The 16,913-nt window shown below is 71.3% G+C and carries 15 protein-coding genes; 6 read left to right on the top strand and 9 right to left on the bottom strand.

What is annotated here, in order from left to right; all coding sequences use genetic code 11:
* Positions 1-222 precede the first annotated feature (222 nt).
* From ATL45_RS09575 to ATL45_RS09560, 4 genes are read left to right on the top strand one after another with little or no spacing between them, the layout of a single operon-like run.
* A complete protein-coding gene (locus ATL45_RS09575; RefSeq protein ID WP_093155919.1) occupies positions 223-3,033 on the top strand; it encodes a sensor histidine kinase in 2,811 nt (936 codons plus the stop codon).
* 54 nt (positions 3,034-3,087) lie between these two features.
* Positions 3,088-3,513 carry a roadblock/LC7 domain-containing protein gene (locus tag ATL45_RS09570; protein WP_093155918.1) on the top strand — a complete coding sequence of 142 codons (426 nt, stop codon included), beginning with the start codon at positions 3,088-3,090 and terminating at the stop codon, positions 3,511-3,513.
* 7 nt (positions 3,514-3,520) lie between these two features.
* Positions 3,521-4,075: a DUF742 domain-containing protein gene (locus ATL45_RS09565; RefSeq protein ID WP_093155916.1), complete on the top strand. Its 555-nt coding sequence runs from the start codon at positions 3,521-3,523 to the stop codon at positions 4,073-4,075.
* Positions 4,056-4,673 carry a GTP-binding protein gene (locus ATL45_RS09560; protein ID WP_093155915.1) on the top strand — a complete coding sequence of 206 codons (618 nt, stop codon included), beginning with the start codon at positions 4,056-4,058 and terminating at the stop codon, positions 4,671-4,673. Before ATL45_RS09565 ends, ATL45_RS09560 begins: the two co-directional genes overlap by 20 nt.
* 305 nt (positions 4,674-4,978) lie before the next feature.
* On the opposite strand, the gene ATL45_RS09555 is transcribed toward ATL45_RS09560, so the two are convergent.
* Complete coding sequence (locus ATL45_RS09555) at positions 4,979-5,794, bottom strand: SAM-dependent methyltransferase (RefSeq protein WP_093155913.1); 816 nt, start codon at positions 5,792-5,794, stop codon at positions 4,979-4,981.
* A gap of 76 nt (positions 5,795-5,870) precedes the next feature.
* Positions 5,871-6,971, bottom strand: coding sequence for a winged helix DNA-binding domain-containing protein (locus ATL45_RS09550; RefSeq protein WP_246025249.1), 1,101 nt, complete (start codon positions 6,969-6,971; stop codon positions 5,871-5,873).
* Positions 6,972-7,192: 221 nt separating this feature from the next.
* On the opposite strand from ATL45_RS09550, the gene dprE2 reads away from it, so the two are divergent.
* Entirely contained in the window at positions 7,193-7,936 is a 744-nt protein-coding gene (gene dprE2, locus ATL45_RS09545; protein ID WP_093155910.1) for a decaprenylphospho-beta-D-erythro-pentofuranosid-2-ulose 2-reductase, read from the top strand.
* On the opposite strand, the gene ATL45_RS09540 is transcribed toward dprE2, so the two are convergent.
* The gene (locus tag ATL45_RS09540) at positions 7,937-8,647 is read right to left on the bottom strand and encodes an ArsR/SmtB family transcription factor (protein WP_093155908.1); all 711 of its coding nucleotides are present in this window, start codon (positions 8,645-8,647) and stop codon (positions 7,937-7,939) included.
* A 205-nt stretch (positions 8,648-8,852) separates the two neighbouring features.
* On the opposite strand from ATL45_RS09540, the gene ATL45_RS09535 reads away from it, so the two are divergent.
* A complete protein-coding gene (locus ATL45_RS09535) occupies positions 8,853-9,626 on the top strand; it encodes an isocitrate lyase/PEP mutase family protein (protein WP_093156030.1) in 774 nt (257 codons plus the stop codon).
* Here ATL45_RS09535 and ATL45_RS09530 read toward each other — a convergent pair.
* The 6 genes from ATL45_RS09530 to ATL45_RS09505 all read right to left on the bottom strand — a co-directional run bounded on the left by ATL45_RS09530 (position 9,584) and on the right by ATL45_RS09505 (position 16,882).
* Positions 9,584-10,324 carry a dienelactone hydrolase family protein gene (locus ATL45_RS09530; protein ID WP_093155907.1) on the bottom strand — a complete coding sequence of 247 codons (741 nt, stop codon included), beginning with the start codon at positions 10,322-10,324 and terminating at the stop codon, positions 9,584-9,586. The two genes, ATL45_RS09535 and ATL45_RS09530, sit on opposite strands and share 43 nt — an antisense overlap.
* A gap of 294 nt (positions 10,325-10,618) precedes the next feature.
* Positions 10,619-11,656: a peroxidase-related enzyme gene (locus ATL45_RS09525; protein WP_093155905.1), complete on the bottom strand. Its 1,038-nt coding sequence runs from the start codon at positions 11,654-11,656 to the stop codon at positions 10,619-10,621.
* Positions 11,657-11,720: 64 nt separating this feature from the next.
* Positions 11,721-13,238 (bottom strand): PucR family transcriptional regulator, encoded by a 1,518-nt coding sequence (locus tag ATL45_RS09520; RefSeq protein ID WP_093155904.1) that lies wholly within the window; start codon positions 13,236-13,238, stop codon positions 11,721-11,723.
* Positions 13,235-14,302 carry an S-methyl thiohydantoin desulfurase family protein gene (locus ATL45_RS09515; protein WP_177242025.1) on the bottom strand — a complete coding sequence of 356 codons (1,068 nt, stop codon included), beginning with the start codon at positions 14,300-14,302 and terminating at the stop codon, positions 13,235-13,237. Before ATL45_RS09515 ends, ATL45_RS09520 begins: the two co-directional genes overlap by 4 nt.
* Before the next feature lie 43 nt (positions 14,303-14,345).
* A complete protein-coding gene (locus tag ATL45_RS09510) occupies positions 14,346-15,578 on the bottom strand; it encodes an MFS transporter (RefSeq protein ID WP_093155902.1) in 1,233 nt (410 codons plus the stop codon).
* A complete protein-coding gene (locus ATL45_RS09505) occupies positions 15,575-16,882 on the bottom strand; it encodes a GH1 family beta-glucosidase (protein WP_093156027.1) in 1,308 nt (435 codons plus the stop codon). Before ATL45_RS09505 ends, ATL45_RS09510 begins: the two co-directional genes overlap by 4 nt.
* Positions 16,883-16,913: the final 31 nt, after the last annotated feature.

Here is a 16,913-nt window from a genome sequence, read left to right as displayed (position 1 = left end):
GACGCTGAGTGCCGCCGGAGCCCCATCGGTACAGCGCAGTACCGGATGGTGTTTCTCGGCGCCCGGAGCCCCCCGACCGCAGCTGGATTTCACCCCCGACCGCCCAGACGACGATTGCGGGACCGCACGCATGCGCCGTTCTCCAACCCATTGTTCGCCCGACAGGCTCCGAACCGCCATCGACCAGCGCGGAGTCCCGAGCTCGACGCCAGGAGGGCGCTCGTGAGCGAGGGGAAGTTCGGGCGGCTCCGCAGCGCCGTGGTCCAGTGGCGCAACTGGTCCCTGCCGGTCAAGCTCGGCGCCGTCGTCCTGGTCCCGGTCATCTTCGCGATCACGCTCGGCATCGGGCAGATCCGGTGGCAGGTCGACCGGGCCGCCGAGTTCGGCCGCGTCGAGGAAGTCCTGGATGCGGTGGAACGGATCGAACCGCTGGTCGACGGGCTGCAGCGGGAGCGCAACAGCGCCGTCGAGTTCCTGGTCGGTGACGGCGACGCCGGTGCCGTCGACCGGGAGGTCGCCGCGGTGGACCGCGCGATGGGCGAGGTCGGCGAGGTCATCGAGTCGACCGACGCTTTCGGTCCGGTCGTCGTGGACCGCTACCGCGAGCTCCGGCCGCGGTTCGACGAGCTCGCTGCGCTGCGCCAGCAGGTGCATGACCACCAGCTGCGGGCGGACCAGGCCATCGGCGCCTACAGCGACGTGATCAACTCGGTGATGTCGCTGAACCGCGCGCTGACCGGCAGCGTCGCCGACCGGAGCCTGTCCAGCACGGCGTTCGCGATGCAGGACATGCTGGCTCTGATCGAAGAGGTCCGGTTGCAGCAGGCGTGGGTGCTGACCGGCCTGAGCGAGGGCAGTCTCCAACCGCAGGCGCTGGACAGCCTGCAGGGGTCGCGAGCCCGGCTGCTGGGCAAGATCGTCGATGCCCGCGCAACGGTTGCGGCGCACTGGCAGCAGCGGCTGGACGAAACGCTGCTCACCCGGCCCATCGTGGAACGCAACCAGATGCTGGCCGCGCTGCTGAAGGAGAGCACCGACGGCATCTACAGCGGCGGGTACTCGGTCACGCAGGAAGACTGGAACCAAGGCAGCGACGCGTCTGTCCAGACGATCAACGAGGGTCGCGATGAACTCGCCGCCGAGGTGCGGGCGATCGCCTCGCAGCTGGAGAACGAGGCCAGCGATGCGGCGGGCTGGGACTCCGTGCTGCTGCTCTCGGCGCTGATCATCGCCGCCGCGATCATCATCGTGATCGCCCGCCAGCTGCTCCGCTCGCTGCGCGAACTGCGCACCAGCGCGCTCGACGCGGCCGACTACGAGCTGCCCGCCGCCGTGGACGCGATCCGGCAGGGTAACCGCGCCGACGCCGCGGTGAGCCCGGTGCCGATCGACACCACCGACGAGGTCGGGCAGGTGGCCCGCGCCTTCGACGAGGTGAACGAGCAGGCGCTGCGCCTCGCGGTCGAGCAGGCGGACCTGCGGCGGGGCTACAACGACATGTTCGTCAGCGTGTCCCGGCGCAGCCAGAGCCTGCTGGAGCGGCAGCTGCGGCTGTTCGAGGAGCTGGAGCAGGACGAGGAGGACCCCGACCAGCTCGCCCGGCTCTTCCAGCTGGACCACCTGGCCACCCGGATGCGCCGCAACAACGAGAACCTGATGGTGCTCTCCGGCCACGACCTGGCGCGGCGGTTCACCCAGCCCACCGACCTGGCCGACGTCCTGCGCGCCGCGGTCTCCGAGATCGAGCAGTACCCGCGGGTGATGGTGCAGCCGCCGCCCGCGGCGAAGCTGCGCGGCCACACCGCCAGCGACCTGGTGCGCCTGGTGGCCGAACTGCTGGACAACGCGGCGAACTTCTCCGCCCCGGACACCACGGTGACGGTGTCCAGCTACCAGGCCGGCGACGGCACCGTGGTGCTCGACGTGCTCGACCAGGGCATCGGCATGGGCGACGCGGAGCTGGAGCGGGCCAACGAGCGGTTGGCCGCGGTCGACGAGGACGACCTCGCCACCTCCCGCCGGATGGGGCTGTTCGTGGCCGGGCGCCTGGCGGTGCGGCACGGCGTCGGCGTCGAACTGCACGGCGGCCCGGACGTCGAAGGCGTCCGCGCGACCGTCATGATCCCGGCCGAGCACGTGGTGACGGTCGAGCCCGGTCCGGTGCTGCCCGCCGCACCGCAGCTCAGCGGCCGCAACGGCCACACGCACACCGACCTGCCGACCTCCGGTGAGCTGCCGCGCCGGAAGCCGGCGGAGAACTCGCCCTGGCAGGAGCCGGGGCCGTCGAGCCTGTTCGAATCGCACACCCCGGAACCGGAGGAATCACCGACGGCGCACCTGTTCGACGCGCCGCTGGACATCCCCCAGCAACCGCGGGCGGTTCCCGGCGAATTCGACTGGCCAGGCGTCGAACCGCCCGCCGAACGGCCGGAGGAGGAGTCGCCCATCTTCGAGGAAGCCTCCACCCAGTGGTTCCAACCAGCGAGTGAGAAGGCGCAGTCCGAGACCGGTGAGTTCAGCTGGCCCGGGGCGCAGGACGCTGCCGACGACTTCCCGTCGGCCGCCGCCCCGCAGCCGGAACCGCCGTCGCTCACCGATTCCGGGCTGCCGCGCCGCACCCCGCGGGGTGCGGCCGAACCGGACGCCAAGCCGTCCCGGAGCGCCGAGGACATCAGCCGCAGGCTGGCCCAGAACGGGGTCCAGTTCGGCGGTTCCACGGACTCCCGGCTCAGCCCGGTCGAACCGGAACCGTGGATCCCGCACGATCCCGGGGCCGATGACGCGTGGAACTTCGCCGCCGACAAGGCGCGCGAGGCGGCCGAGGCGGCGGCGAACCCGCAGCCGGGCTCGTTCACGCAGGCCGGGCTGCCGCGCCGCACTCCCAAGGCGCACCTGGTTCCGGGTAGCGTGGCGAATTCGGAGCCGACCAGCACCGGGACGTTCCAGCGCGACGCGGACAGGCTCCGCGGCAGGCTGGCGGACTTCCAGAGCGGTGTCAGCCGCGGTCGGCATCGAGCAACCGACGAGGATTGACATGGTGTCCGCAGCGCGAAGGCGTGATCACCTCGGCGACGAACAGGAGGTTGCATGACTGCTCAGATGATTTCCCGCAGGTTCGGCTGGCTGATCACCGACTTCACCGAGCGCGTGGCCGGTGTGGCGCACGCGATCGTGGTCTCCGCCGATGGACTGGTGCTGACCGCTTCGGCGACCCTGCCCCGGGACCGGGCCGATCAGCTGGCCGCGGTCGCGTCGGGGCTGCTGAGCCTCACCCAGGGTTCGGCGAAGTGCTTCGAGGCCGGTCGTGTCGTCCAGACCATCGTGGAGATGGAGCGCGGCACGCTGCTGCAGATGGGCATCAGCGACGGCTCCTGCCTGACCGTGCTCGCCGCTCCGCAGTGCGACATGGGGTTGATCGCCTACGAGATGACCATGCTCGTGGAGCGCGTCGGCCAGATGCTGACCCCGGAGATCCGCTCGCAGCTGCAAGGCTCGACCGGCGCACTCGTGTGAGGATGCGATGAGCAGGAGATCGGATTACCCGGCACGGGGGCGAAGACGCGACAGCAGCGGTGACAACGGCTTCGCCGACGTCGTCAACGGTTTCAGCTTCGGCAGCGGAAAGCGGAAGCGCAAGGGGCGCGCCGAGCCGGAGCGGTACGATGATCAACAAGATGAGCGGTACGAGGTCCCTGCGGAGTCCTATCCGGACGAGCCGGTCGAGGAGCCCGTTGCACCGGCCGCGTCGAGCATCCGCTCGTACACCTGGACCGGTGGACGAACCCGGACCACCCACAATCTGGAACTGGAAACCCTCGTTTCGGTCGGTGAGGGCTACCAGCAGGGCACCGCGGTGCGGCTGGAGCACCAGTCGATCGCCGAGCTGTGCCAACAACCCCGATCGGTCGCGGAAGTGGGGGCGCTGTTGTCCGTGCCGATCGGGGTGGCCCGCGTGCTGCTGGCCGACATGGCCGAACTGGGGTTGATCACCGTGCACCAGACGGTGAGCGAAAGCGGTAGCGCACCACACATGGTGTTGATGGAAAGGGTTTTGAGTGGACTCCGTCGGCTATAGCGCGCCCCGGCTCGGCTCCCCGCCGCAGCCCGCCGGCACCACGTCGACCTCGGCGAAGATCGTGGTGGCCGGTGGCTTCGGCGTCGGCAAGACGACCTTCGTCGGTTCGGTGTCGGAGATCGTGCCGCTGACCACCGAGGCGGTGATGACCGAGGCGAGCCGCGGTGTGGACGACCTGGGCGCGACGCCGAACAAGCAGACCACCACGGTGGCGATGGACTTCGGCCGCATCACGCTGGCCTCGGACCTGATCCTGTACCTGTTCGGCACGCCCGGTCAGCAGCGGTTCTGGTTCATGTGGGACGACCTGGTCAAGGGCGCGATCGGTGCGGTCGTGCTGGTGGACACCCGGCGGCTGGCCGACTCCTTCTCGGCGATCGACTTCTTCGAGGACCGCGGCCTGCCCTACCTGGTCGGGGTGAACCTCTTCGACGGGAAGATGCTGCACTCCATCGACCAGGTCCGCGAGGCGATGGCGATCGGCCCGGACGTGCCGATCGGCCCGTGCGACGCCCGCGACCGCGAATCCACGAAGCGCACACTGATCGCGTTAGTGGAGCACGCAATGCGCCACTGGACTTCCCGCCAAATGGGGTAAATCCCCTGCTGAAGCTTCCAGGCTCGTTCTGCGTGGCGGTGCGGGTGGCGGAACCTCAGCGCCCGCCTGGCTCCGGGATCCCGTGCCCAATACACGGCAAACGGGCTGTCCTCGCCAGGCGAACGCTGAGAACCCGCGGCGGTGCCGGTTGCGGGAGTGGGTTATGCGCCTGCGGCGCATGCGACCCCTCGCGAGTTGCGGCCGGTAAGTCGTCGCGGCTGCGGCCACGAACCAAGATGAAGAGAGCCTGTCGCGACGAAAACGGCCCGTGCACCTGGTGCGCGGGCCGTTCGCGTTTCACGGGGTCAGGGCTTGCGGGCCACTCCGCCGAGGAGGTTGTGGGCTTCGGCGCTGGGCCGGCGCAGGAGGGGGCCGTCGGGCCACCAGTCGAAGAGGTAGGTCAGGCCCGGTTCGACCATCTCCAGTTCGCAGAACAGGGCGGCGATCTCCTCGCGGCGGCGGTAGAAGCAGCTGCCCATCATCTCGTTGAAGCGCGCCTGGGAAGCGACCGCGAGCTCGGCGTGGGCGCTGCCGTCGTCCGGGTTGAACAGGTGCGAGATCGCGATGTAGGAGCCCGGCGCGAGCGCGTCGACGTAGGCCTGCATGATCCGGTTCGGATCCTCGCCGTCGGTCACGTGGTGCAGCGTGTTGCACTGGATCAGCCCGACCGGCCGGCTCAGGTCCAGGTGCTTGGTGACCATCGGATCGCTCAGGATCGCCGCGGGATCGCGGAGATCGCCCATCGCGAAGTGGGTGTACTCGTTCTCCTCCAGCAGCGCGCGGCCGTGCGCGGCGACCGACGGGTCGTTGTCCACGTAGACGACCTTGGCCTCGGCGTTGAGCCGCTGCGCCGCCTGGTGCGTGTTCTCCGCGGTGGGCAGGCCGGATCCCAGGTCGAGGAACTGGTCGATCTCGGCGCCACCGGCCATGAACCGGACGACCCGGATCAGCCAGGCCCGGCACAGCCTGCCGACCTCGATGGCCTCCGGCGCGATCTGCTGGATCTGCCGGAGGACCTGGCGGTCCACCTCGAAGTTGTCCTTGCCGCCGACGAATGCGTCGTAGACCCGCGCGATGCTGGGCTTGGTCGTGTCGATCTGCGGCCGGTCAACGTCTGCCATGGAGTGGGTCCGCTCGGTCCGGGGTGGAAACGATCTAGCCCAGGGTAGGTCCCCGGGTTCGTTCGGTAAACACCTATCACTCCGCGTCCACGACGATGTTCACGGACTGTTCAACGCCATCGGGCTCGGCGAAGGCCAGCAACCGGCGGCCCTCCTCGGCCAGCGCTTCCACATCGGGCAGCGCCCGGTAGGCGGTGATGTGCAGCGTCGCGGCGTCCCGTTTGCGGGTGATCTGCCAGGTGCCGTGCAGGAACCCGTCCACCAGGATCGTCCCGGGCAGCACCGCGTTCTTCACGCTGAACAGGCGCTTGCGGTCCTCGGGCGACATGACGCGGCTGCGGTCGTGGTGGGAGAGCAGCAGGTTGTCGAACGGCGGCAGGAAGCGCGGCGGGCTCGGCAGTTCCGGATCCGCGAGCTCGGCGTCGGGGAGGTCGACCAGCTCGCGACCGTCCTCGTCGCGGAAGCCGCGCAGGTCCATCCCGCGCACCACGTCCTTCAGCCCGCGCAGCCCGGACCAGGTCTGCATGTCAGCGACGGTGGCCGGGCCGAACGCGGCGAGGTAGCGGCGGAGCACCTCGGCGACCGGGGTCGAATCGGCGAGCGGGCGGCCGAGCCAGGTCTCGGCGGTGGCGTAGACCGGCTGACCGCTGCGCCCCCAGATCGCGCGCGGCGGGATCTGCACCAGCGGCAACAGGTTCCGCACCGCGAACGCCAGCGCGGCCGGCGACCGGTCGGGCCAGCGCTCGGCGAGCAGCGGTCGCAGCTGGGCCGCGCTGCGGGGCTGCTCGTCCAGCAGCTTGCGGCCGACGGCGGTGAGTTCGTCCTCGTCGAGCCCGACGAGCTCGCTGCGGTGCTGGGTGTTGCTGCGCACGCCGCGGTCCAGCAACGACTGCACCATCGGCCGCAGCAGCAAGCAGTCCTCGGCGGAGACGAGGTGCACCGTGCCGCGCATCAGCACGATGCGGACCACGCTGCGGTCCAGCAGGCGCTGGGCCAGGTCGTCGGGCTGGAAGGTGGTCAGGCGCGTCCACAGCCCGAAGTAGGGCGGGGACGGTGCTTGCGCCTGCATTCCGACCAGGTGCTCCACGGCCTCGATCGCGGACTTCCCGGACCGGCGCAGCAGCAGCTGCCGCTGCAGCGTCGTGCGGTTGAGCTGGCGCTGGGTGAGGACGGGCACTAGTCCGCCTCTCCCGTTTCCGCCTCTCCGCGATTCACAGTGGTGGTTGCGTTGGGCGTTGATGTCGCGTTTTGCGGTTTCTTGTGGCTGGGTTGCGTCACGTTCCCCTGGGGTGCGATTGAGATGTGCTGCGGTTGGCACAAAGTCACTCATCGCTCCTCCTTCCGCCTCCGAGACCGTACGTGGACGCACCGAGATGCGGCGGTGGCAGACTTACCGCGATGAGCGGAGCGGTTTTGGTCCTCGGGGGCCGCAGTGAGATCGGCATGGCGGTGGCCGAGCGCCTGGTCAAGCAGGGCCACACCAAGGTCGTGCTGGCGGCGCGGCGGTCGGCGGACCTCGACGCCGAGGAAGCGGTGCTCCGCCAGGTCGGTGCGACCGAGGTGGCGCGGGCGGAGTTCGACGCGGACGACGTGAGCAGCCACGACGAACTGCTGCGCGGCATCGTCGACGAGCACGGGCCGATCGAGGTCGCGGTGACTGCCTTCGGTCTGCTCGGCGACCAGGAGCGCGCGGAACGCGACGCGGCGCACGCGATCCAGATCGTGCACACCGACTACGTCGCGCACATCAGCGTGCTGACGCATCTCGCGAACCTGATGCGGGAGCGGGGCAGCGGCCGGATCGTGGTGTTCTCGTCGGTGGCCGGGGTGCGGGTGCGCCGCGCGAACTACGTGTACGGATCGGCGAAGGCCGGCCTCGACGGGTTCGCCAACGGGCTGTCGGACGCGCTGGTCGGCAGCGGTGTGGAACTGCTGATCGTGCGGCCCGGTTTCGTCATCGGGCGGATGACCACCGGCATGAGCCCGGCGCCGTGGTCGAGCACGCCTGATCAGGTCGCGGACGCGACGGTCAAGGCGCTGCGGCGCGGCCGCCGCGTGGTGTGGGTGCCGCCGATCCTGCGCTGGGTGTTCGCGGTGATGCGCCTGGTACCGCAGGCCATCTGGCGCCGCATGCCCCGCTGATCACGCGAGACCGAGGGTCCGGGCGTCGATCGCGAGGAGGTCGTGGAGCGCGGTGGTGCCGGTGGTGGTGAGGCGCACCGCGCGGCCGGTTCCGATCTTCTTGATCCAGCCGTTGGTGCGGAAGCTGCGCAGCAGGTGCGCTCCGGCGGTGCCCGCCAGGTGGGAGCGGCGCTCGGTCCAGTCCAGGCAGGGCCGGGCCAGCGGGCGCCGGGTGCTCCGGAGATCCGCCTCCGCGATCCCCAGTTCGCCGGTCAACCAGCTGAAACCGGTGTCGGTGATGGCGAATCCATCGCTCTGGTCGAGCAGTCCGGCCGCGGTCATCGCATCGGTGATCGCCACGCCGAGGCGACCGGCCAGGTGGTCGTAGCAGGTGCGGCCGTTGGCCAGCGCCGCCGAGGCGCTGACCGCGCGCAGGCCGGTCGGCGGTTGCCGGGCCGGGCCGAGGTGGCTGATGAACGCTTCGAGAAGATCCGCTGCCTGCGTGTTCGCCAGCTGCACGTAGCGGTGTCGCCCCTGGCGGCGTTCGGTGAGCAGACCGCCCTCGACCAGCCGGTTCAGGTGTTCGCTGGCCGTTGACGCCGCGACTCCGGCGTGCCCGGCGAGTTCCGTCGCGGTCCATGCCCGCCCGTCGAGCAGCGCCAGGCAGAAGGCGGCCCGGGTCGGGTCGGCGAGCAGCGCGGCGAGCCGAGCCACATCGCGTTCGATGGTCATGCACTGTCCGCCTCTCCGCGATTTTCAGTGGTGGTTGCGTTCGGGATCGATCTTGCGTTGCGCGGTTTCTTGTGGCTGGGTTGCGTCACGGTCCCCTGAGGTGCGGTTGAGCAGTACTCCGGTTGGCACAGGGGGTGTCATGCAGCCATTCTGCCGCGAGGACACTTCGGCGGGCACCGAACCGTTCTGGGCCTACGGTGTCGGCATGTCGGGAGAATTCCACGCACTCCACCGGGCGGAATCGCCGCTGCTGCTGCCGAACGCCTGGGACTTCGCCTCCGCCGCCGCGCTCGTCGCCGAGGGTTTCGACGCGATCGGCACCACCAGCCTCGGAGTGGCCGTCGCGCACGGCGAGCCGGACGCGGCCGGGCGCACCCGCGCGCAGACGGTCGAACTCGCCAGTCGGCTGGTCGAGCTGCCCCGCCCGATCAGCGTCGACATCGAGCTGGGCTTCGGCGCTCCGGCCGAGGTCGCCGAAGAGCTCGCCGAGCTCGGCGTGGCCGGGATCAACCTGGAGGACGGTCTCGGCGATCCCGGGCACCAGCAGGAACTCATCGGTGAGGTGAAGCGGCGCGCTCCCGATCTCTTCCTCAACGCGCGCACTGACACCTACTGGCTCGGCGCGGCACCGTCGCTCAGCGACACGATCGATCGCGCAGCCCGCTACGTGGCGGCTGGTGCGGACGGCATCTTCGTGCCGGGCATGACCGCCGCTGAGGACATCCGCGCGCTGGTGGACGCGGTCCGGGTGCCGGTCAACGTCCTCTTCCAGCCCGGTATGGACGTCGAAGGACTCGCCGCGCTAGGTGTCCGGCGAGTGAGCATGGGCTCGCTGCTGTACCGCGCGGCTCTGCACGGCGCGATCACGACTGCTCGCGCCGTCCGCGATGGCTCGCCCGTGGCGGCGGGTGTACCTGGTTACTCGGTTGTGCAGGACTACGTTGGCGGCCTGCGCCGAGGTTCCGGTGGCTTCCAGTGACCGCCGTCCGGTCCGGTCGGGCGCGTCACGCCGGCGCCGAGGTAGTTGCGGAACCAGTCGGCGGCCAGCTCCGCGACCCGCTCCAGCGCGCCGGGCTCCTCGAACAGGTGACCGGCGTGCGGCACGATCTCGATCTTGACGTCGGTCAGCGGTAGCGCGGTGAGCAGCTCGACCGCCTGCCGGTTGAGGTTGAGCACCTCGCGGTCGTCGCCGCCGACGATCAGCAACGTCGGGGCCTGCACCGAATCCAGGCCGGTTCCGGCCAGGTCGGGACGGCCGCCGCGCGACACCACCGCCGAGACGCGGTCCGGCCGGCGCCCGGCGGCCTTCAACGCGGCGGCCGCGCCGGTGCTGGCGCCGAACAACCCGATCGGCATGCCCTTGGTGGCCGACCAGGCGTTCAGCTCGTCGATCGCGGGGACCAGCCGTTCGGTGAGCAGGTCGATGTCGAAGCGGAGTTGCTGGGTCCGCTGGTCGAACTTGGCCTCCTCGGGGGTGAGCAGGTCGAGCAGCATGGTGCCGAACCCGGCGCTCTGCAGGGATTCGGCGACGGCGCGGTTGCGGGGGCTGTGCCGGGAACTCCCGGAACCGTGCGCGAACAGAACCACCGCCCGGGCAGGCGGTGGCACGACCAGATCCCCCTCGAGCTCGCCCGCGGGGGTCTTGACGATCACCGGCTCGGTCGCGACTTGAACCATGTGAGCCTCCTCCGATTCCGCAGGCTCCGACTACCCCGGAGCGCGAAACCCGACACGTGGCGGAGGCTCCGTTGCCCGGGGCCGGATGCGATTTCAATGGAAATCGGACGTCTGATTTCCATTGAAATCGCGGGGAGACATCCACAACCGTCGGTGTGTCGTGGGGTGACACGCCGGTGATCCGCAACTTCCATTGAAATCGCCGGTCTGATTTCCATTGAAATTGCAGTACCCCCACCCTCGGCGACGGGCGTGTCGACGTCCGTCGCCGAGGTCAGGCGGCAGGTCCGGTGATCACCAGTCGGCTTCGCGGGTGGTGGCGTTGCCGAGGGTCATCGCCAGGCGGTTGGTCCAGGCCGTCATCGCCGCCACCGCGATCAGGTCGCGGATGCCTTCCACGCTCAGGCCGACCGCGCGCAGGCGGCCGATGTGCTCGGCGGTCAGCGCCGTCGGCGTGGGGGCGAGCGCGGCGGCCGCGTCGACGATGGCGCGCTGGCGCTGGTCGGGCACCGCTGCCGGGCCAGCCTCCGCCAGGGCCACCGAGGTCACCAGGTCGTCGGACAGCTCGACCTGGCGACGGCCGTGGACACCGGAGGACAGCGCGCACCCGGTGCGCAGGGATGCGGCGAGCGCGGCCAGCTCCCGCTCGGCGGCGGCCAGCTCACCCGGGTCGGTCATGATCGCGTTGTAGAGCTTGCTGCACGCCTCCAGGGCTTCCGGGTCGTGCTGCAGCGCCACGTCGAAGGAATCCGCCTCCACCCACGGCACCCAGCGCATCTGCGGGAACGCCTCGCCGGGCGTCGGCAGCTCGCAGCCGTCCGCGGTCGATCCGACGGCGATGGTGTTCGCCGGTTCCGCGCACGGCCCGGCGTCGGACTCCTCGACCAGCCGCAGCCCGCGCAGCAGCCGGATCCGGAAGCTGGTGGCCGCCACCACCTGGGCCGCCGCCACGACCTGCGCCGTGCTGAAGCCCTGCGCCCGCAGCTCGCCGATCTCGGCGACGCTCACGTCGGCCGGGTCCAGCGCGACCTGCTCGCAGTGCGCGAGCAGCGCCTGCTGTGCCTCGGGCAGCTCGGCCCAGCGCTCGGTGTCCCGGACGATCTCGGCGGATCCCTCGCCCGCCAGCGCGTCGAGCTCCGCCGCCAGTTCGTCGTCCGGTTGGTCGTTCACCAGCGCGACGCGCAGCGCGATCCGGGCCCGGTCGGCCCGGTCCAGGGCGGTCAGGTCGGCAGGGCGGAGCACGGCGGCGTCGACGTTCGCGGTCAGCTCGCGCACGTCCGGTCGGAGCACGGCCAGCACCGCGTCGGCGCGGACACTGCTTGCGGTCGTCATAAGCATCCTCGTCCGGTTGAACGGCTTTCCGCGGGTAGTTTCCACGGCCCGCGCGTCCGGGTGATCACGAGGGGTCCCCGCCCTCGGCGAGGGTGACCGCGCGGCAGGCGAGGTGCAGCGCGAGGCGTTCGTCGCGGTGGCCGAGGTCGACCGCGAGGAGCCGTTCGATCCGCTCGATGCGAGCGGCGACCGTGTTGCGGTGCACGCCGAGGACTGCGGCGGTCTCCGCGATGGACGACTCCGCGTCCAGGTACGCGGCGAGGGTGCGGACCAGGTCGCCGGGCTGGCCGCGCAGCGGTGCGATGAGCGTGCGGGCCGCGGGTTCGAAGGTGTCCGTGCGGGTCCACTCCAGCAGCAGCTGGGCCATGCCGAGCTGGTCGACGTGCAGGAAGCGGCCCGATTCGGGGCGGGTCCGGGCCATCCGCGCGGCGTCGGTGGCTTCGGCGATCGTGGTCGCCAGTCCTTCCGCCTGCGGGTGCGGGCGGCCGACTCCCACGTGCACGTCCAGGGTTCGCCGGAGTTCGCGGGTGGCGGCGCGCAGCTGCGCGGCCAGCGACCGCACGCGGTCGGCCGTGGGTTCCTGCTCGGAGGTCGCCCAGCCGGTCCAGCCGTCGCCGTGCTCGACCACCACGGCACCGACTCCTTCGGCGCGCAGCACCCGCTCGACCTCCCGGCTGCGCGCCACGGTGTCCACAGCGGACTGCGTGCCGATCCGGATGCCGATGTGCCAGCCGCCGAGGCTCCAGCCCGCGTCGGCCGCGCGTCGGCGCAGATCGGCGGTCGGCTCGTCGTCCAGGCGGAGGAGATCGGCGAGCAGCGCGGCCCGGGACCGGGCGTCGCGCTCCAGCTCGATCCGGTTGGTGAGCAGCCAGCGCTGCACCGCGGCGGCGGCGACCGACAGCGCCGGCGGCACGACGTCGGCGCGGGCCGCGCTGCGGTCGGCCAGCTCGGTGGCCAGCCACAGCGCCGGGCGCGTCGTGTCCAGGAGGAGCACCGGGTGCGCCAGGAGGATGCCTTCGCCGAGCCGGGTGCGCTGCGGAACCGGTTCGTGCACGCGGACTTCGGTCGCGTGGGGGAGCTCTCCGGTGATCAGCGCGCCGCTGTCGTCGAGCAGGGCGACTGGTGCGTCCAGCAGGTCGCGCAAGGTCGTGACGACCTCCTCGGGCGGCCGGACGCGCGAGCCGAGCGCATCGTGTACGGCCAGCACCAGGTCCGCGCGGTCGAGCACCGGCGCGGCGAGCAGCATCCGGGCCGAGATCAGCAGATCCAGCGGAGGCGCTGTCGAGGTCAGCAGCGGGACGTTCAACCGCTCGGCGAGCAAGCGGGTGGTTTCCAGCAAGCCTCCCTCCGGCAGCAGCAACCCCGCACCGCCCGCGTCGGCGATGCGGCGGAGCAGCGCGTCGACGCGCCAGTCGGTGGCGGGGATCGGCTGGACCACCACCACGAGCTCGCCGGGTTCGATGGAGCGGTCGTGCGCCATGGGCCGGGCCAGGCGCACGAGCCGGTCCACGTCACCGGCCAGGACCTGGACCGACTCGCGCCAGTCCGGCACCGCGAGCAGGCGGTGGACGCTGATGGTCATCGCCGCACCTCCAGCAGGACGGGGTCGCAGTCGATGCCGTAGGCGCGCGGCGCCAGCACCTGGAGGCGGCGCGGATCGGTCCAGAACCCGGCGGCGGGCAGCTGCAGGACGGTGACCTCGACGCCCCGGCGGATGACGTCGCAGAGGATCGGCACGCCGGTGCGGTGGTCGAGCACCGCGAGGACGTCCGGCGTGGACGCCACCGGTTCGCCGTCGCGCATCGCGAACAGGTACTCGTTCTCCATCTCCAGCCGGAGCAGCGACTGGCTCCGGTGGTCCCGCACCGTCGCGCTGCCGCGGGCGAACCCGGTCCGGCCGTGCTCGCCGGGACCCGGCCGCCGCGACACCTCCACCACCCGGCCGAGCCCGAGCACCCGGCCACCGGTGGCCGCCGCGAGCTCCTCGGCATCCGCCGAGAGCGCTTGCCTGCCAAGGGAGAGCGCGGCGCCCATGGTGCCCGGGATGGCGCATTTCGGCAGCTCGGAAGCGGGGATCGGGGCCAGGGCGAGGACCGCCCAGCCTCCGGAACCGGCGAGGAAGGCGCGCGCGGTCCGCTCCACCTCGATCGAGGTCCCCTCGGCGAGGACGAGCACCTGCCCGCCCGGCTCGGCCAGCACGACAGGTGTCAGGCCCTTGCCCGCGGCGGCGACGGAGAGCTGGTCGAGCCGGGGCACGCCGCGCCCGGAGAGATCCGCGTCCACCACCGGAAGTCCCAGCTGACCGCCCACGACCAGCGGCACGACCCCGTTGAGCCCGCCGACCTCGATCGAGACCAGCGCGTCGGCGCGGTGACCGGTCCACCGCTCGATCGCGGCGAGGGCGGCCCGGAACTCCGCGCCGCTGGGCAGCTTCTCGGCGAACACCGCGGTCGCCCCGATCACCCCGATCGGCACCACCCGGGCATCGCCGGACAGCTCGCCGACCGGGGTGAGCGCGGTCCGGTGGCCGGCGGCGAGACGGCTGAGCAGCAGCGCGGTGGCGGTGACGGTGTCGCCGCCACCACCGGACCCGAGCAGCGAGACGCCCCGCTCCAGCGCGGGCACGTCCGCAAGGCCGATCTGCACGCCCACAGCCTGCCCCATCAGCGCAAACCCGGCGCAAACGGCCTCAGCGAACGGTCCTGACCCGGTAGACCAGCACCGCGCCGGCGATCGCGATGACCGAGGCGGTGGTGTAGAGCACCGGGTATCCGCCGAGGTGGGCGACGATCGGCGCGGCGACGGCCGGTGCCAGCACCTGGGGGAGCGCGTTCGCGATGTTGATCAGCCCGAGGTCCTTGCCGCGGTCCAGCGCGGCCGGGAGCACCTGGGTGATCAGCGCGAAGTCGACGGAGGTGTACGTGCCGAACCCGATGCCGAGGACCAGCGCCGCGACGACCGCGCCCGTCCAGGTCTGCCAGCCCGCGAGCAGGAGACCGGCGACGGCCATGATCGCGCCGGACCAGGCCACGAAGGCGCGTCGGTTGGCCACCCGGTCCGACCAGATCCCGGCGACCATCACCGAGACCAGCACGGTCACCGCGTTGATCGCGGTCAGGACCAGCACGCCCCCGTCCGGATCGGGCAGGCGCACCGCGTCCTTCAGGTAGAACAGCAGGTACAGCAACGTGATCGAGTTGCTGAGGTTGATCAGGAAGCGGGTCAGCCAGGCCCACGCGAAGTCGCGGTGGCGGGTCGGGTCGAGCCGGAACCCGGCGAAGAACGCGCGCCGGTCCCACGGCGGGCGCAGCTCCGCCGGTAGCACCCGGTCCCGCCGCAGCAGCACGTACGGCACCGGCGCGAGCAGGACGAACACCGCGCACGCGAGGTATCCGCCGACGATCCCGCCGCCCGCGACCGCGAGACCGGTACCGGCCATGATCCCGATCGTCTGCGCGACGCCGAAGTACCCGCCCGCGGTGCCGCGGTGCCGCAGCGGCACCTGGTCCGGGATGGCGGCCGACAGCGCGGCGAACGGCGCGTTGAGCGCGGTCTGCACCAGGCACCACCCGGCGATCATGCCCACTACGCCCTGCGCCGCGGCCATCAGCAGCAGCCCGGCGACTCCGCCGAGCGTGCCCACCACGACCCACGGAATCCTCCGGCCGAAGCGGGAAGCGGTGCGGTCCGAGAGCGCGCCCCAGACCGGGTTGGCCAACATCGAGAACAGCGCGCCGATCCCGGCGGCGAACGCGAGCACGGCTTCCTTGCTCCCCGGCGCGAACGCGTCGGCCTGCTTCGCGAGCAGGATCTGCAGCGGCCCGTACCAGCCGACGAAGGTGCCGACCGTGGCCAGCGAGAACGCCAGCACCCAGCGGATCGGCACCCGTTCGGTCGGTTCGCCGAGGCCGTCCGCGGTCATCGCGATGCGGCGATCCGGTCGCGGTACCAGCCGAACGACGTCTTCGGGGTGCGCCGCTGGGTCGCGTAGTCGACGTGCACCAGCCCGAACCGCTTGGTGTAGCCCTCCGCCCACTCGAAGTTGTCCAGCAGCGACCACACGTAGTACCCGCGCACGTCCACCCCGGCGTTCATCGCCGCGCGCACCGCTGCCAGGTGCTCGTCCAGGTACACGACGCGTTCCAGGTCGTCGCACCTGCCTTCGGCGTCGACGGTGTCGTCGTAGGCGCAACCGTTCTCGGTGATCACCAGCGGTGGGAGGTGCTCGGCGTAGCGCTCGTGCAGCGTCGTCAAGACCTCGGTGAGCCCCTCCGGGGCGACGGCCCAGCCGAACGCGGTGCGCGGATATCCCTGCGGCGCGAGGACTTCGAGGGGCACCGGGCCCTCGGCGGCCCGGACGGAGTTGATCGAGTAGTAGTTGACGCCCCACAGGTCCGGCGGCGTGTGGATGACCGCCAGGTCGCCCTCCGCGACGAACGGTTCGACGAGCGCTTCGACCTCCGCGGGATACCGGCCGAGCAGCACCGGATCGGTGAACAGCCGGTTCTGCAGGACGTCGTAGAGCGCGGCCGCGTCGCGGTCGGCGTCCGAGCCGGTGTGCGGGCGTGCCGGTGCGTAGCTGGTGATGCCCATCAGCCGACCGTGGAGCACCTGCGCGGCGCGGCCGCCGGCCAGCAGCAGGTGGTGCACGACCCCGGCGGCCTCGTCCAGCGGCAGGGTCAGCCCCGGCGCGTGCTCGCCGGTCACGTGCCCGAGCGCGAAGTGCTCGAACATCTCGTTGATCGTGGACCAGGTGCCGACCCGGTCGCCCAGCCGCGCGGCGACGATCTGCGCGTACTCGGCGAATCGCTCGACGGTGTCCCGTTCCCGCCAGCCGCCCGCGTCCTGCAACCACTGCGGCAGATCCCAGTGGAAGAGGTTGACCGCCGGGCTGATCCCGTTGCCAGCCAAGGAGTCCAGCAGCCGGTCGTAGAAGTCCAGCCCGGCCGCGTTCGGCTTTCCGGAGGCGTCGGGGACGACCCTCGACCAGGACACCGACAGCCGGTAGGAGTCGATTCCGAGGTCGGCCATCAGCGCCACGTCCTCGGCGAACCGGTGGTAGTGGTCGCACGCGACGTCCCCGTTGGAACCGTCCGCCGTGGTGCCCGCCGCGCGGGCGAAGGTGTCCCAGATCGACGGGGTGCGCCCGTCCTCGCTCGCAGCGCCCTCGACCTGGTAGGCCGCTGCGGCCACGCCCCAGGTGAAGTCAGGTGGAAAGCCCGTCATGAACCGCTCCTCCACGTCTAAAACATGAAGA

It is taken from the genome of Saccharopolyspora antimicrobica, from assembly GCF_003635025.1.
In the GTDB taxonomy this organism is placed as follows: Bacteria; Actinomycetota; Actinomycetes; order Mycobacteriales; family Pseudonocardiaceae; genus Saccharopolyspora; species Saccharopolyspora antimicrobica.
Note: the sequence above shows the minus strand (reverse complement) of the source record. Positions and strands in the feature narration are given on the sequence as shown.

Coding starts and splice junctions, on each gene's coding strand:
- ATL45_RS09570 (WP_093155918.1), top strand. CDS start 3,088: ATGACTGCTCAGATGATTTCCCGCAGGTTCGGCTGGCTGATCACCGAC.
- ATL45_RS09565 (WP_093155916.1), top strand. CDS start 3,521: ATGAGCAGGAGATCGGATTACCCGGCACGGGGGCGAAGACGCGACAGC.
- ATL45_RS09555 (WP_093155913.1), bottom strand. CDS start 5,794: ATGGCAGACGTTGACCGGCCGCAGATCGACACGACCAAGCCCAGCATC.
- dprE2 (WP_093155910.1), top strand. CDS start 7,193: ATGAGCGGAGCGGTTTTGGTCCTCGGGGGCCGCAGTGAGATCGGCATG.
- ATL45_RS09540 (WP_093155908.1), bottom strand. CDS start 8,647: ATGACCATCGAACGCGATGTGGCTCGGCTCGCCGCGCTGCTCGCCGAC.
- ATL45_RS09535 (WP_093156030.1), top strand. CDS start 8,853: ATGTCGGGAGAATTCCACGCACTCCACCGGGCGGAATCGCCGCTGCTG.
- ATL45_RS09530 (WP_093155907.1), bottom strand. CDS start 10,324: ATGGTTCAAGTCGCGACCGAGCCGGTGATCGTCAAGACCCCCGCGGGC.
- ATL45_RS09525 (WP_093155905.1), bottom strand. CDS start 11,656: ATGACGACCGCAAGCAGTGTCCGCGCCGACGCGGTGCTGGCCGTGCTC.
- ATL45_RS09520 (WP_093155904.1), bottom strand. CDS start 13,238: ATGACCATCAGCGTCCACCGCCTGCTCGCGGTGCCGGACTGGCGCGAG.
- ATL45_RS09510 (WP_093155902.1), bottom strand. CDS start 15,578: ATGACCGCGGACGGCCTCGGCGAACCGACCGAACGGGTGCCGATCCGC.
- ATL45_RS09505 (WP_093156027.1), bottom strand. CDS start 16,882: ATGACGGGCTTTCCACCTGACTTCACCTGGGGCGTGGCCGCAGCGGCC.